The sequence below is a fragment of the Acidiphilium sp. JA12-A1 genome (assembly GCF_000724705.2).
Classification (GTDB): Bacteria; Pseudomonadota; Alphaproteobacteria; order Acetobacterales; family Acetobacteraceae; genus Acidiphilium; species Acidiphilium multivorum.
The window spans coordinates 1-15,341 of sequence record NZ_JFHO01000038.1 but is presented as its reverse complement, the minus strand read 5'-3'; the positions used below and the strand labels follow the sequence as shown (position 1 = coordinate 15,341).

The window sequence follows — 15,341 nt, the reverse complement described above, 5'->3', positions numbered from 1 at the left end:
CTGCCTTCATTCAGCCCGACGGAACCATCGGTTGCGCTCATGACCGTGCGCGACGCCATTCTGCAGGCCTGCCAGGTGGCGTTCACGATCGCGGCGGCGCCGTTCATCCAGGGGTGCATCGTCCAGTTCGAGGAGCGGATCCAGCGCGGGCACGGCCCGGGGGTGCTGCAGCCCTACCGGGATCTGTGGAAACTGTTCCACAAGGACATCGTCGTGCCGGAGACGGCCTCGTGGCTGTTCTGGGTGACGCCCGTCGTCGCCTTCACCTGCATGATGACGGTGCCGATCCTCATTCCGGTGCTGACAAACTATCCGCTGCCGCTCTCGAACATGGGGGACATTCTCGGCGGCGGGCTGATCCTGACGCTCGGCTCCTTCATGATCACCCTGGCCGGGCTCGATACCGGCAGTGCCTATGGCGGGATCGGGTCCAGCCGCGCGGCGGTCATTGGCATTCTCGCGGAGCCGACGCTGATCCTCGTTTTCGTCGGCATCACCCTGTTCGCGCGGTCGATGCTGCCCTTCGTGGTGAACCACCTGCTGGTGGCGAGCCCGGCGGTCTATCTCGGTCCCGCGCACCTGTTCCTGGTCGCCGCGTTCTTCATCCTGCTGACGGTCGAGACCGACAGGCTGCCGATCCATTCCAGCACGCATATCGAGGTCTACATGATCGAGGAGGCGCGCGTGCTCGAATATGCCGGCCCGCTGCACGCCCTGCTCAAATGGGCGTCGATGATGAAGCAGTTCATCCTCTACACGATCTTCTGCAACGTGCTGACGATGCCGTGGTTCCTCTCCACGCGCGGGCTGGCGCCGGGCGTGCTCGGCAGCGCGGCCGGCGTGATCGTGAAATTCGTCATCGTCGCCTGTGCCATCGTGACGGTCGACACGATCCAGGCGCGGTTGCGCTTCTACCGCTATCAGGAACCGCTCGCGGTTTCGTTCCTGCTGGCGGTCCTCGCCATCATCGGCACGCAGATCGGACTCGGGTGATGCACGGGTTTCACGCGACGCCGGTCGAAGCCTCGCTGTTCGGCGTTCTCGCCATCGCGAGCCTGCTGCTTGCCTTCGTCATGCTCGGCTCGCGCTGGCTGCGGCATTACCTCATCGCCTTCGCCGCGGAATCGTGGGCGATCGCTCTGCTCTCGGCGGCGGTCGGGTATATCGACCATTATCCCGAACTCTATGTCATCGCGCTGCTGACCCTGGCGTTCCGGGGAACGCTGCTGCCCTACCTGCTGCTCCGCATCATCCGGCGGCTGACGATCGAGCGGGAACTCGAGCCGCTGCTGCGACCGGGGTCGAGTCTGGTGCTGGGCGCCGGCGCCGTCGTGTTCTCGCTCGTCGTCGCCGCGCGGATGACGCAGGCGCTGCACCTGACAGCCGAGGTCGTCGTGCTGGCGCTGACGGTCATGCTGTCGATGAAGCTGATCGGCTATCTGATGCTCGCGGTGCGGCACGAGGCGGTCAGTCACGTTCTCGGGCTGCTGGTCCTCGAGAACGGCATTTTCCTCGGCACGCAGATTCTCGTGCCCGGCATGCCGATGCTGCTCGAACTCGTGATCCTGTTCGACCTGCTCATCGTCGTCGTCTGCTTCGGCGTGCTGGTGCGTTATCTCGTCGGGCAGGTCGGCAGCACGAGTGCCTTGCAACTGCGGCGGCTGGTGGGCTGAGATGACCGGGATCGCGACATCGGTCCTGATCGGCGCGCCGGCACTCGCGGTGCTGGCGATGCTGGCCGCGCCGCGGCCGCGTCTCGCGGAGCGGCTCAACCTCGCCGCGGCCGGGCTCTGCTTCATCGCCGCGGTCGCGATGACGGTTTCCGCCCCTGCCGCCGGCGCCCGCTATCTCGGGCGCTACCTGATCGTCGATCCGCTCGGCGCCTGGATCATCCTGTGCGCTGCGGTGGTCTATCTGCTCGCCTCGATCCATGCCTGCGGCTACATGCGGATGCCGGGAGAGGAAGCGCGGCTGCCGCGGTTCTACCAGCTCTTCGCCCTGTTCGCACTGACCATCTTCATCGCGCCGCTGATGAACAATCCCGGGCTTTACTGGATCGCGATCGAGATGACGACCGTGGTCAGCACCTTCCTCGTCGCGTTCGAGCAGGCGGCGGAGGCGATCGAGGCAGGGTGGAAATACATCATCATCGTCTCGGCCGGGATCACGCTGGCGCTTCTTGGCACGGTGATCTTCTACTGGGCCGGGACGTTCAGCCTGGGGCCGACCTACGACATGACCTGGCGCGTCCTGCGGCATGCCGCGCCGCACATGGACCGCGCGCTGCTCGTGCCCGGGTTCCTGCTCGTGCTGGTGGGCTACGGCACCAAGGTCGGGCTGGCGCCGATGCACACCTGGCTGCCGGATGCGCACAGCGAGGGGCCGGCGCCGGTCTCGGCGATGCTCTCCGGCGCGCTGCTGAACGCGGCGATGGCGGGCATCGTGCGCTATCTCGCGGTGCTGCACCGGGCCGGGCTGTTCATGCTGCCCGACCAGATCCTTGCGGTGTTCGGCACCGCCTCGCTCCTGGTGGCGGCGCTGTTCATCGTGCGCCAGCGCGGGGTGAAGCGGCTGATGGCGTATTCCAGCGTCGAGCACATGGGCATCGTCGCCCTCGGCTTCGGTTTCGGCGGGCCGTTCGGCGTCGCGGGCGCGATGTATCACATGCTCAACCACAGCCTGAACAAGTCGCTGATGTTCTTCGGCGCCGGCAACGCGATGCGCAGTTTCGGCACCCGGTCGATGACGCGGATCCGCGACTATGCGCGCCACTTTCCGGTCGCCGCAGCACTCTGGCTGGCCGGTGCCGTCGCGATCACCGGCGCGCCGCCCTTCGGCCTGTTCGCCAGCGAGCTGACCATCCTGCGCGCCGGTTTCCGCGGCGCCGGGCTCTGGGCGGCGATCGTGATGCTGGTTCTGCTGATCCTGATCTTCATCGGCTTCCTCGATCATTTTCGCGTCATGTATTTCGAGCCGGCCGGGGATGACGCGCCGAGGCCGGCGCGGCTCGGGGCCTGGACCGTCGTGCCAATGTGGCTCGCGCTGATCCCGTTGCTGGTGCTGGGCCTGTGGTGGCCGCGCGCGATGTGGCGCGATTTCCAGACGGTCGAACAGGTGATCGAGCGTCCGGCCGCCGCGCCGGCGCCTGCCGCGCGCGCCTCGGCCCGCATGCCGGATGCGCGGAGGGCGTCGTGAACATGCCGTCGAGGCGCGGCATGGACCCCTCGTCCCTCGAGGCCGCGGCCGGCGCGCTGCGCGCTGCGGGGGGCCGGATGATCATGGTCTATGCGGCCCCGGAGGCTGACGGGCGGCAGACGCTGCGCTACGTGTCGTCGCGCCCGGGGATCGCCGGCTTCGAGGTCTGGAGCGTTCCGGCCGGGGGAACGGTGCCGAGCATCGCCACGATCTGGCCGCTGCTGGGATGGTATGAGCGGGAGACGGCCGATCATCGCGGCATCGCCTTCTGCGGGCAGCCGGAACCGTTTTCGCTGATCGCGCCGCTGCGAGCCGATGAGGAGGCGGATCTGCGCCGGCTGCCGGGGCTGTCCGGCGATGCCGTGCAGGTGCTGCCGTTCGGGCCGGTGCGGGCCGGCGTGGTCGAATCGGCCGAGTTCAGCTTCTTCTATGTCGGCGAGGCGATCCTGCATTACGTGCCGCATCTGTTCCTCAAGCATCGCGGCATGGAAGACCGCTTCGTCGACCAGACGCCGGAGACCGGGCTCGTGCTGGCCGAGCGCGTTTCGGGGGTCGGCAGCGTGGCGCATGCCCTTGCCTATGCGCAGGCGGTGGAGGCCGCCGCGCAGGTGGCCGTTCCCGGCCGCGCGCGCTACCAGCGGGTGATCGTCGCCGAGCTCGAGCGGCTTTACAATCATCTTCATTATCTCGGCCATCTTGCCGATACGACGACGCTGAAGGTGGCCCATGCCGAAGGCGCGCTGCTTGCCGAGCGGGTCAAGCAGATCGGCGCCCGGATGACGGGCAGCCGGTTCCTGCGCGGCGTGATCGCGCCGGGCGGGCTGCGGCGGGAGCTGCGCGTCGAGGGTCTTGCCGGGGCGCTCGATGCCCTGCGCGCGCCGATCCGCCGCTACATCGCGCGGCTGGACGCCTCGGAAAGCCATTTCGACCGGCTGGCGACGACCGGCGTGCTGCCCCGCGAGGTGGCGTTCGACCAGGGCGCGACCGGGCCGGTTGCCCGTGCCTCCGGCCTCGACCGCGACCTGCGGCGCGACCATGCCTATGCCGCCTACGACGATCCCGACCTCGCCCTCGCCGTCGCCACCGGGACCGACGGCGATGCCCACGCCCGTGCTCGCGTGCGGATCGCCGAGATCGAGAATGCGCTGCTGATGATCGAGCGCGCCATCGCGCTGACGCCCGGCGGCGCAATCCGGGTCGCCTGCGCGCCGGCCGCCGGCGCCGAGGCAATGGGCTGGGCGGAATCGCCGCGCGGCACGCTGATCTATGCCGTGCATGTCGGGCCCGACGGGCGGCTCGCGCGGGTCAAGATCAAGTCGCCCTCCTTCTCCAACTGGCGGGTGTTTCCCTACACCGTGCACGGCACGAACATGATGGACTACGCGATCAACGAGGCGAGTTTCGGCCTGACCATCGCCGGATGCGCGCGATGAGGGGGAGGTGCGGATGGCACTCTGGACGCTGATCGGCCTGCTTGAGGGATCCGCGACCACGTCGTGGCCGCTGAGGCCGGGGCCGGACGGCCAGGATGGCGTGGTCGGGATGCCGCGGCTCGACCCTGGGCGCTGCGAGGCGGGATGCGAGGTATGCGCGGCATCCTGCCCGACCGGGGCGATCGGTCTCGCCGGCGCGCGGATCGCGCTCGATTACGGGCGCTGCGTCGTCTGCCAGCGTTGCGTCGAAACCTGCCCGACCGGCGCGCTGGCCGAGAGCGGGGACTGGGCGTTCGGCGCGCGGACGCGCGACGATCTCAGGACCGGCATCGAAGCCGCCGGCATGGCGGCGCTGGCCGCGGCGGATGGTCCGGGGCGCGGCTTCCGGCGCAGCCTGCATGTGCGGCATGTCGATGCCGGCTCCTGCAATGGCTGCGAATCCGAGCTGCAGGCCCTGAACAACCCGTTCTACAACCTGCACCGTCTGGGCATCTTCTTCACACCCTCGCCGCGCTTCGCCGATCTGCTGCTGGTGACCGGCCCGGTCACCCGGGCGATGCTGGAGCCGCTGCGCCGCACCTGGGAGGCGATGCCGGCGCCGCGCTGGGTCATGGCCAGCGGCACCTGCGCGGTATCCGGCGGCATCGCGCCGGGCGGGCCGTGCCTGTCCGGCCTCGAGGAGGCGCTGCCGGTCGACCTGTACCTGCCGGGGTGCCCGCCCAATCCGGCGGCGATCATCGAGGCGCTGCTGATGTTCCTCGGGCGCCGGGCGCAACGCGTGCGCGGAGGACGGATCGATGGCGAATGACCTGATCGGCCTCGCCACCCTGTTCTGGCTGGTCGCCGGCCTCATCGCGCTGGCGGGCAGGGGGGTCGTGCTCGGCCGCGGGCTGGCCGGGCTGGGCTGCCTGGCCGGCATGATCGCCGCGATCCTGACGCTGCCGGGGGCCAGTCCGCCGGTGGCACTGCCCGTCTTCCGCATCGCCGACGAAGGCTCCGGCTTCACGCTCTCCCCGGCCGCGCTCTGGCTGTTCGGCTTCGGGCTGGCGCCGGCGATGCTGGCGGCCTGGCTCGGCTCGCCGGGGCGGGGCGGGCGGTTCTGGCTGTTCGGACTGTCGATGAGCCTGATCGGCGCGCTCGGCGTTTTCGGGGTGACGCAGGGAGCCGCATTCCTCGTCGCCTGGGAGGTCATGAGCCTGGGCGGCGCGGCGATGATCCTTGGCGAACGGCTGGCCGAAGGGGCGGGAAGCCGCGCGCTGTTCATGCTCGGCCTGCTCGAGGTGGGGGCCGTGGCGCTGCTCGCGGCGGTTCTGGTCCTGGGGACTGCGTCCGGCTCCCTGGGCTTCGCGGGGTTCGCCGGGGCCTGGCGCGGGGCGGCGCTCTATGGTCCGGCGATCGCCGGCGGGCTCCTGCTCGTCGGGTTCGGCGCCAAGCTCGGGCTGCTGCCGTTCTACGAATGGTTTCCGGGCGCTTATGGGGCGGGCTCGGGCGCGACCGGGGCGGTGCTGTCCGGCGTCGTGCTCAACGCGGCGTTCTTCGGCCTGGCGCGAGGCCTGCTGGTCTGGCTGCCGGGCGGGGTGGACGAGGGGTTCGGCATCGCGCTGTGCGCCATCGGCGTGATCAGCGCGATCCTCACCACGCTCTACGCCTTCCAGCAGGAGGACTGGCGGGCGCTGCTCGCCTTCTCCTCGGCGGAGAACGCGTCGGTGGCGGTGACCGCACTCGGCGCTTCGCTGCTGTTCGAGGCGGGGCACCTGCCGCTGTTCGCCGGGCTGGCGTTCACGGTCGCGCTGCTGCATCTCGCCGCCCATGCGCTCGCCAAGGGCGCGCTGTTTCTCGCCGCGGATGGCGTGTTCGCCGCCACCGGCGGCTACGCCATCCGGCAGGACGGCGTGCTGCGCGCGAACACGCCCCTGTTCGGCATGGGGGCGCTGTTCGCCGCGATGAGCCTGGCGGCGATGCCGCCCCAGGCCGGGTTCGTCTCGGAATGGTTCATGTTCCAGACCGTGTTCCAGGGGTTCCACCTGCCGGGATTGGCGGAGCGCCTCACGCTCGTGCTGACCGGCGCGGGGCTTGCGCTGACGGCGGCGATCGCCTTCGCCACCTTCGTCAAGCTGTTCGGCGTCGGCCTGCAGGGGCGCGCGGCAGACGGCGGCGCGCGGCTTCCCGCGCGGCATCAATCCGCGGTCGGCGCGCTCGGCCTGGCCGTGCTCGCGCTGGCCGTGGGCATGCCGGTCTGGCTCGGCGCGCTTGCCCGCGTCTGGCCCGCGCACGACGCCATCGACGCCGCGGCGCACATGACCGATGGATGGATCCTGGTGCCGCTGAGCGCCGGCTTCGCCTTCATCTCGCCGTCGAAGCTGGTCATCGTGATGCCGCTGCTGGCCCTGGTGCCGGCGGCGGCGATCCTGCTGTGCAGACGCCGGCCCGCGCGGCGCGTTCCCGTCTGGTATGGCGGCTCGCCGCGCCTCGACCGGCGAAATGCGACCACGGCCCTGACCTTCTCGAATTCGCTCAGGACGTTCTACAGCTTCGTCTATCGTCCGCGCGCGGAAACCGGCGTGGAAACCAGCCTGTCGCCGTATTTCGTGAAGCATCTGCGTTTCGAGCACGATGTTGCCCCGATCTTCGGCCCCGCCCTGTTCGGCCCGGTGGTGCGGCTGGTGCATGGCCTCGCCCGGCGGGGCCGGGTTTTGCAGTCCGGCTCCCTCAATCTCTATCTCGGCATCATCGGCCTGTTGCTCGTCGCCATTCTCGTTGTCGCCCTGTTCTGACCGGCGGCTCGCACGATCGGGAGGATGTCATTTCTTGCTGACAGGGCCGGCGGATCGGCGCTAGTCTCGGTGTAGCGTCGTTGTCCGGGCCGGTTCGACCCGAACGCCGAGGAGGACCTCGATGCGCATCATGGAAGATGCCCTGCTGCTCAGGGTTTTCCTGGGCGAGGACGACATGGCCGGCGGCCTGCCGCTCTATCGCGCGATCCTCGAGGCGGCGATGCGGGCCGGGCTGGCCGGCGGCACGGCGCTGCCGGCCCCGATGGGCTTTGGCGGCTCGCGCGGAATCAGGACGGGCATCAACGTTGATGCCGGGGCGCATCAGCCCATCGTCGTCGAGATCATCGACCGGCCGGACCGGATCGAGGCGTTCCTGCCGCTGATCGAGCCGATGATTCCGTCGGGCGTGGTCACGCTGGAGGCACTCAAGATGCGGAAGATCGTTCCCGGTTCGCCGGCCCCGGCCTGAGGCGGACGAGAAAGCGAGGAGGACACGGCGATGGATGTTCCACACGAGGCTTCACTGCTGCGGATCTATACCAGCTCGGCCGACCGCCATGGCGGGACGCCGCTGTTCATCGCGATCGTTCACGCGGCGCGGGATCACGGGCTTGCCGGCGCCACCGTGCTGCGCGGCCCGCTCGGCTTCGGCCATACGGGGCGCCTGCATGAGGGGCATCTTCTGCCGTTCTCCGACGATCATCCCGTCATCATCGAGATTGTCGATGCCACCGACAGGATCGAGGCCTTCCTGCCGGTTCTGGATTCGATGATGCAGAGCGGCCTGGTCACCATCGAACGCGCGCGCGTCCTGCAATACGGGCGCCACAGGCCGGGCTGGCTTGAACGTGTCCGCCAGCAGTTCTTCCCGGCCTCTCCCCCGCCGGCGGCACAGGCGCGGGTCGGGCTGAACTGACCTCCGGCGTCTCGCGCCCGCGCCCGCAACGCAGGATCAGGGCCGCGCGATCCTTTCTGCCGGTATCGCGGAGGCAGCCTACGCGCGCCCGCGGATGGAATGTCAGTTGCCGGCGCACGGGCTGAAACGCGTGAATGACGGCACGGAATTTCGGTGCCGGCGGGCATTCCGAGAGTCGCGCCGCGCCGAACAATACGGTCTGTCGAGGATGGTGATCACGGTGTTTCGTCCTGCGCGAGGATTGCGGGGACGATGCGGGCGGTGGCGTCTTTCCAGTGTGGGAGGGCGAGGGCGAAGGTTTGGCTGAGTTTTGTGGTGTCGAGGCGGGAGTCGGCGGGTCGGCGGGCTGGGGTGGGCCAGTCTGCGGTGGCGATGGGGATGATGTCGGGGTGTGGTGTGCCGTGGCGAGCGGCGAGGGCGAGGATTTCGGTGGCGAAGCCGTGCCATGAGGTGTCGCCGGCGCTGGTGGCGTGGAAGATGCCGGCGAAGCCGGGCTGCCAGCCTTCGGCGAGGATGCGAACGGCGATGGCGAGGATGGCGTCGGCGAGGTCCTCGGCGGCGGTGGGGGTGCCGCGCTGGTCGGCGACGACGCGCAGCGCCGGCAGGCGGCGGGCGGCGGCGATCATGGTGCGGGCGAAGTTCTTGCCGGTGGCGGAGAAGACCCAGGCGGTGCGGAGGATGATGGCGTCGGCGCCGGCGGCGAGGATGGCTTCCTCGCCGGCGGCCTTGCTGTGGCCGTAGACGCCGAGCGGGGCGATCGGGTCGGTTTCGGTGTAGGGCGCGCCCTTGGTGCCGTCGAAGACATAGTCGGTCGAGACGTGGATGAGGGGGATGCCGCGGCTGCGGCAGAGGGTGGCGAGGGTTGCGGGGCCGTCGCGGTTGGCGCGGAAGGCGGCGTCGGCGCTGGTCTCGGCGGCGTCGACGGCGGTCCAGGCGGCGGCGTTGACGACGAGGGCGGGATCGGCGGCGGCGAGGGCCCTGGCGATCGTTTCCGGGGCGTCGAAGTCGAAGCCGGGGCGGCCGATGGCGCGGGCGGGGAGCCCGGCGGCGGGCGCGCGGGCGGCGAGGGCGTGGCCGAGCTGGCCGCTCGCCCCGGTGATCAGGATCGGGCGGGGCGGCATGTCAGAGCCTGAACCAGGGTTCGGCCTCGGCCAGGCGGGGCAGGAGATTGTCCTTGTCGGAGAGGAGGGCGGTGCCGGCGGGGACGGGCCAGGGCAGGGCGAGATCGGGATCGTTCCAGATGACGCCGCGTTCGGAGGCTTTGTCGTAGGGGGCGGTGACCTTGTAGACGACCTCGGTATCGGGCTCGGTGGTGCAGAAGCCGTGCAGGAAGCCGGGCGGGATCCAGAGCTGGCGCCCGTTGGCGGCGGAGAGCTCGGCGGCGGCGTGGCGGCCGAAGCTGGGCGAGCCGTGGCGGATGTCGACGGCGACGTCCCAGATCGCGCCGCGGATGCAGCGGACGAGCTTGCCCTGGGCGAAGGGGGCGAGCTGGCAGTGCAGGCCGCGGATGGTTCCGGGGCGGGTGGAGGAGGAGTGGTTGTCCTGCACGAAGGTTTCGGTGAAGCCGAGGGCGGCGAGCCTTGCCTGGTTCCAGGTTTCGCTGAACCAGCCGCGGGAATCGGCGAAGCGGGGCGGGGTGATGAGCATGACGCCGGGCAGGTCGAGCGGCTCGATCATGCGGCCTCTCCGTCGGCGAGTTCGCGCAGGACGCGGCCGAGCTCGGTCTTGCCGAGGCGGGCGGCGTGGCGGCGCAGGGTGTCGGCGTCGATGAAGCCCATGCGGAAGGCGACTTCCTCGGGGCAGCCGACGAGCTGCCCCTGGCGGGCCTGGATGGTCTGCACGAAGGTTGCGGCCTGGAGCAGGGAGTCGGGGGTTCCGGCGTCGAGCCAGGCGGTGCCGCGGCCGAGGCGCTCGACGGCGAGGGAGCCGTCGTCGAGATAGAGGCGGTTGAGATCGGTGATCTCGAGCTCGCCGCGGGCGGAGGGTCGGATGCGGCGGGCGAATTCGGTGACCCGGCGGTCGTAGAAATAGAGGCCGGTGACCGCCCAGCTGGAGGCGGGGGCGGCGGGTTTCTCGACGATGTCGATGGCGCGGCCGGCGCTGTCGAAGGTGACGACGCCGTAGCGCTCGGGATCGCGCACCTGGTAGGCGAAGACGGTGGCGCCGGCCTCCCGGCCGGCGGCCTGGCGCAGCGCGAGCGAGAGATGATCGGCGTGGATGAGGTTGTCGCCGAGGGCGAGGGCGCAGGCCTCGCCGGCGAGCCAGTCCGCGCCGATCAGGAAGGCCTGGGCGAGGCCGTCGGGCGAGGGCTGGGCGGCATAGCCGATGCTGATGCCGTATTGGCCGCCGTCGCCGAGCAGGCGGCGGAACTGGGGCAGGTCCTGCGGGGTGGAGATCAGCAGCAGGTCGCGGATGCCGGCGAGCAGCAGGGTCGACAGCGGATAGTAGACCATCGGCTTGTCGTAGACGGGGAGGAGCTGCTTCGAGGCGGCGAGGGTGGAGGGGTGCAGGCGGGTGCCGGAGCCGCCGGCGAGGATGATGCCCTTGCGGATCATGCGGCGGTACCGAGGCGCTGGCCGGCATAGCGGCGGGCGCGGATGGCGCGCCACCAGGGCTCGTTGGCGAGATACCAGTCGACGGTGCGGGCGAGTCCGGCCTCGAAATCGTGGGCGGCGCGCCAGGCGAGGGCGGCCTCGCTGCGGGCGGGGTCGATCTCGTAGCGGAAATCGTGGCCGGGGCGGTCGGCGACGAAGGTGATCAGCCGCTCGCGCGGGCCGGCGGGATCGGGGCGGCGGGCATCGAGCAGGCGGCAGATGGCGCGGACGACGTCGAGATTGGAGCGGGGCTGGCGGGCGCCGATGGCGTAGGTCTCGCCGGGCGTGCCGGTGAGGGCGATGGCGAGGAGCGCCTCGGCGTGATCCTCGACGAAGAGCCAGTCGCGCAGGTTGGAGCCGTCGCCATAGACGGGCAGGGGGCGGCCCTCGAGGGCGTTGATGAGCACCAGCGGGATGAGTTTCTCGGGGAACTGCCAGGGGCCGTAATTGTTGGTGGTGTTGGAGACGATGGCGGGCAGGCCGTAGGTGTGCCGCCAGGCGCGGACGAGATGGTCCGAGGCGGCCTTGCTGGCGGCGTAGGGGCTGCGGGGGTCGTAGGGGGTGGTTTCGGTGAAGGGGGGATCGCCTTGTTCGAGGGCGCCGAACACCTCGTCGGTGGAGATGTGGTGGAAGCGGAAGCGGCGGCGGGCGGGCTCGTCCAGGGTGGCGAACCAGGCGCGGGCGGCCTCGAGCAGGACGAAGGTGCCGGTGATGTTGGTGTCGATGAAATCGCGCGGCCCGTCGATCGAGCGGTCGACATGGGATTCGGCGGCGAGATGCATGACGATGTCGGGCCGGTGCGCCTCGAAGACGGCGCGCATCGCCGCTGCATCGGCGATGTCGGCGCGGATCAGGCGATGGCGCGGATGCCCCAGCGCAGCGCCCAGCGCGTCCTCCGAGGCGGCGTAGGTCATCTTGTCGACGGTGACGACCTCGTGCGGTGTGCTCGCCACAAGCCGACGGACAACCGCAGAACCAATGAAGCCGCAGCCCCCGGTGATCAGAAATCGCAAGGTTGGATCAGGCATAATCTCAAAAAGAGCGGATCAGGAAATCTGCTTCGCGCAAGATGTTTGCAAATGCGGAACGTCGGAATCGTGTCGTGATGCGACGGGGACGGATGCGGCCCCTAACGCCAAAGTAATATAACAGCTTTGATAGCCGGAATCATCTCATGAATCGGTATCAAAACAGATTTATTTCATAGGTATTTACAGGGTTTTTCGTAAACGGTGAGTTTTTTATTAGAAACTAGAACTAACAATATAAATGATGTTAGATAGTATTTTCCTGATAAAATTTCACGAACGAAGAATCGATTGGAAAATAAAGACGTTCGCCGAGTTCGGCTCAGATCTTTTTACGGGTGCGCGGGGCGTGAGACAGGCCGAGCCGGGCGGCGAGGTCGTCGCGCCAGGCGCGCTGGGCGGCGCGGGCGGCATCGTCGAGGCCGAGGGTGTCGGCGGCGATCGCCTGCACCCGGGCGATCTCGGCGAGATGGGTCCGCCCGTCGAGCGAGGCGGTCGCCCCGCCCTCGTGCCGGCGGTGGACGTTCAGCGGCTCGGCGACCCAGACGACCGGGCCGGCGGCATGGGCGAGCAGGTCGATATAGAGCCGCCAGTCGCCGGCGAGGCGGAAGGTGGCCAGCTCGTCGCCGAGGCGGGCGAGGCTCGCGCGCAGCGCGTCGCGCCGGAACAGCACGGCGCTGACATTGAGGATGAGGTTGCGGGTGGCGAGGAAGCGGGTGGCGAAGTCGCGCGCATCGAGGGTCATCGTCGTCGCGAGGTCGGCGGCGCCGGATTCGGCATAATAGCGCCGGTAGTCCGGCATCAGGGTGCGGCCCTCGTCGTCCACCGCGCGGGAATCGGCGATCGCCATCACCGCGCCGGGCGCCGCGGCGAGGGCGGCGGCGAGGCGGGCGACGAAGCGGGGGGTGGTGTCGTCATCGGCCTCGGCGATCCAGACGAAGTCGCCGCGCGCGGACTCGGCGGCGCGGCGCCACTGGCCGAAGGGCGAGCCGCTGTTGCGCCGGGCGCGGCGCACCGCGAGGCTGCGCCGCCAGCCGGCGGCGGCTTCCCTGGCCACCGCCACCGAACCGTCGGTCGAGGCGTCGTCGAGCAGCGTCACCTCCTCGAGCGGGTAGGTCTGGCCGAAAATGCCGGCGAGGCGGCGGGGCAGGTGACGCTCGTAATTGTAGTTGGTGACGAAGCAGGAGACGCCGATCAGCCCGGGGCTGGCGAGGGCGAGCAGGCGGCGGGCATAGGCGGCGAAATCGAAGCGGGTTGCGGCCTCGGCGGCGATGCGGGGGCGGGCGGCGGCGAGTGCTTCATGGTCGAGCCTGGCGGCGATCGCGGCGGCGAAGGCGGCGACGTCGCCGGCGGGCACGCTCTCGCCCGCGCCGGTCTCGCGCAGCAGGTCGGGGATGCCGCCGGAGCCGGCGAAGGCGATGGCGGGCAGGCCGGCGGCCATCGCCTCGATCACCGTGGTGGGCAGCGGGTCCTCGCGCGAGGTGAGGGCGTAGAGATCGGCGCCGCAATAGGCGGGGGCGACATCCTCGTCGAAGGGCAGCAGGTGGAAGCGGCCGGTGGCGCGGGCGGCCTCGATCTCGGCGCCGAGATAGTCGCGGATCCAGAGATGGGTCTCGCCGAGCCAGACGAAATGGATGTCCGGCCGGGCGGCGGCGAGCAGGCGGAAGGCCTGGAGGAAGAGGTCGAACCCCTTGCGCAGGTCGCCGAAGCCGACGCCGAGCACGGCGAAGGCATCCTCCGCGAGGCCGAGCCGGGCGCGGAAGCGGCGGCGGGCGGCGGCATCGAAGCGCACGCCCTGGTAGTTCCCCTGCGGGATGACATGGGCGGCGGGCGTGGCCTCGAGCGCGGCGCACAGCGCGTCGCGCACATGGGCCGATGAAAACACGGTGGCGGCGGCGGCGCGCATCCCCTGGCGGGCGACGCCGCGCAGGGCGCGCTCCTCGACGAGGCGGGGCATTTCATGGACCAGCAGGATGCTGCGCAGCCCGGCCTCGGCGAGCGGCGCGCAGGCCCGCGCCGAGGCGAGGCTGTTGACGATCGCCGCGGTGATGCCCTGGGCGCGGTAGGTCGCGACATGGTGCTGCAGCGCGGGTTCGTTGGGGGCGAGGTCGACGATGCCCTCGGCCTCGTAGTCGGGGACCAGATCGCCGCCGCCGAGCAGCAGGATGCGCGGCACGATGCCATGCTGGCGGCGCAGGGTGCGGGCGAGGTGGAGCAGCAGCATCTGCGCGCCGTGGGGCAGGGCGTCGTGCCCGACGAGGAGGAGGTTCTGCGCGTCCGCCGCATCGGCGCGGCCGGTGATGGCGCGGGCGGTGGCGTTGAGGAAGGCGGCGCCGAAATGCAGGTCGGGTTCGAGATAGGCGCCCTCGGCCCATTCGTTCCAGGCGTTGATGCAGACGATCGGCTCGCCATGGACCGGGGCGCGGCGGGCGCGCTCGATCAGCGCCGCGAGCCAGGCCTGGTAGGCGGCGGGCGTCGCCTCGTGCAGCACGACGCCGGCCCCCTCGCGCCGCGGGTCGTTGTCCCAGCCGGGGACGGCGGTGCGGATCAGCGGATAGGCGGGGTCGGGGTCGGCGAGGGAGGCGGCGACGATGTCGTCATAGCGGTAGACATCGGCCGAGAACGCGGGGTCGAACAGGTCGAGCGCGGTGTCGAGCTTGGGGGCGCCGACCACCAGCTTGTGCGGCGGGAATTCCACCGCGCCGTCGAGCCCGTGGCGGCGGGGGTCGTAGTCGTGGAAGCTCTGGGCCATGAAGAGCAGCGGGGTTTCGCCGTGGCGCTCGGCGAAGAGGCGGCGCCAGCGGGCGATGGTCGCGGGCGGGTCGGGGATCAGGGCGGCGCGGTAGATCATCAGCAGCGGCCGGCCGTCGAGCCGGATGTAGCGCGGATCGGCGAAATGGCGGGCGAAGTCGTCGACCAGCGCGGCGTCGTCCTCCGGCCGGTAGTCCTGGGCGAGGAGGATCTCGCGTTCCAGCCCGTCCCACCGCCGGGTCCAGTTCTCGTTCGCCCACATCAGGCAGAAGGGCATGTCGAGCGCGGGATCGGCGAGGAAGCGCTCGACCGGCCGCTCCAGCAGGCGGCGGCGGTTGAACCAGTAGTAATAGAAGACGAAGCCGCCGAGCCCGGCCTCCTTCGCCATCGCGATCTGGCGGGGCATCACCGCGGGATCGTCGAGCGAGTAGAAGCCGAGATCGCGCGGGGCGCGGGGCTGGTAGTGGCCGGCGAAGCGCGGGGTGGCGCGGACGAGGTTGGTCCATTCGGTGAAGCCGGTGCCCCACCAGGCGTCGTTCTCGGGGATGCGGTGGAATTGCGGCAGGTAATAGGCGAGCACGGTGGCGAGGCGGGGCGCGCCGGGCGGCAGGGGCTGGCGCGGCTCGAAGGCGGGGGCGGGGCGCGTGGCG

General features: G+C 70.3%; 13 protein-coding genes. 8 read left to right on the top strand and 5 right to left on the bottom strand.

Annotated features, from left to right (window positions below):
- Window positions 1-39 precede the first annotated feature (39 nt).
- From RT91_RS07365 to RT91_RS07330, 8 genes are all read left to right on the top strand, one after another.
- On the top strand, window positions 40-993 hold the full coding sequence (locus tag RT91_RS07365; RefSeq protein ID WP_007421501.1) for a respiratory chain complex I subunit 1 family protein: 954 nt from the start codon (window positions 40-42) through the stop codon (window positions 991-993).
- The gene (locus RT91_RS07360) at window positions 993-1,673 is read left to right on the top strand and encodes a hypothetical protein (protein WP_007421502.1); all 681 of its coding nucleotides are present in this window, start codon (window positions 993-995) and stop codon (window positions 1,671-1,673) included. The genes RT91_RS07365 and RT91_RS07360 overlap by 1 nt, the downstream gene beginning before the upstream one ends.
- Before the next feature lies 1 nt (window position 1,674).
- The gene (locus tag RT91_RS07355) at window positions 1,675-3,195 is read left to right on the top strand and encodes a proton-conducting transporter membrane subunit (protein ID WP_035186491.1); all 1,521 of its coding nucleotides are present in this window, start codon (window positions 1,675-1,677) and stop codon (window positions 3,193-3,195) included.
- A gap of 2 nt (window positions 3,196-3,197) precedes the next feature.
- On the top strand, window positions 3,198-4,628 hold the full coding sequence (locus RT91_RS07350) for a nickel-dependent hydrogenase large subunit (RefSeq protein ID WP_035186488.1): 1,431 nt from the start codon (window positions 3,198-3,200) through the stop codon (window positions 4,626-4,628).
- A gap of 13 nt (window positions 4,629-4,641) precedes the next feature.
- The gene (locus RT91_RS07345; RefSeq protein WP_035186487.1) at window positions 4,642-5,436 is read left to right on the top strand and encodes a 4Fe-4S binding protein; all 795 of its coding nucleotides are present in this window, start codon (window positions 4,642-4,644) and stop codon (window positions 5,434-5,436) included.
- Window positions 5,426-7,402 (top strand): proton-conducting transporter membrane subunit, encoded by a 1,977-nt coding sequence (locus RT91_RS07340; RefSeq protein ID WP_035186485.1) that lies wholly within the window; start codon window positions 5,426-5,428, stop codon window positions 7,400-7,402. Before RT91_RS07345 ends, RT91_RS07340 begins: the two co-directional genes overlap by 11 nt.
- A gap of 121 nt (window positions 7,403-7,523) precedes the next feature.
- Window positions 7,524-7,871 carry a DUF190 domain-containing protein gene (locus tag RT91_RS07335; protein WP_035186483.1) on the top strand — a complete coding sequence of 116 codons (348 nt, stop codon included), beginning with the start codon at window positions 7,524-7,526 and terminating at the stop codon, window positions 7,869-7,871.
- 30 nt (window positions 7,872-7,901) lie between these two features.
- The gene (locus RT91_RS07330) at window positions 7,902-8,318 is read left to right on the top strand and encodes a DUF190 domain-containing protein (RefSeq protein WP_007421508.1); all 417 of its coding nucleotides are present in this window, start codon (window positions 7,902-7,904) and stop codon (window positions 8,316-8,318) included.
- A gap of 215 nt (window positions 8,319-8,533) precedes the next feature.
- Here the strand turns inward: RT91_RS07330 and rfbD are convergent, their stop codons facing one another.
- The 5 genes from rfbD to RT91_RS22875 all read right to left on the bottom strand — a co-directional run.
- Complete coding sequence (rfbD, locus tag RT91_RS07325) at window positions 8,534-9,439, bottom strand: dTDP-4-dehydrorhamnose reductase (protein ID WP_035186481.1); 906 nt, start codon at window positions 9,437-9,439, stop codon at window positions 8,534-8,536.
- A gap of 1 nt (window position 9,440) precedes the next feature.
- Window positions 9,441-9,995: a dTDP-4-dehydrorhamnose 3,5-epimerase gene (rfbC, locus tag RT91_RS07320; RefSeq protein WP_007424379.1), complete on the bottom strand. Its 555-nt coding sequence runs from the start codon at window positions 9,993-9,995 to the stop codon at window positions 9,441-9,443.
- Complete coding sequence (gene rfbA, locus RT91_RS07315; protein ID WP_035186480.1) at window positions 9,992-10,873, bottom strand: glucose-1-phosphate thymidylyltransferase RfbA; 882 nt, start codon at window positions 10,871-10,873, stop codon at window positions 9,992-9,994. The genes rfbC and rfbA overlap by 4 nt, the downstream gene beginning before the upstream one ends.
- Window positions 10,870-11,940: a dTDP-glucose 4,6-dehydratase gene (rfbB, locus tag RT91_RS07310; protein WP_240314226.1), complete on the bottom strand. Its 1,071-nt coding sequence runs from the start codon at window positions 11,938-11,940 to the stop codon at window positions 10,870-10,872. The genes rfbA and rfbB overlap by 4 nt, the downstream gene beginning before the upstream one ends.
- A 322-nt stretch (window positions 11,941-12,262) precedes the next feature.
- A partial coding sequence (locus RT91_RS22875; RefSeq protein ID WP_035186478.1) for a glycoside hydrolase family 99-like domain-containing protein occupies window positions 12,263-15,341 on the bottom strand: 3,079 nt, incomplete at its 5' end.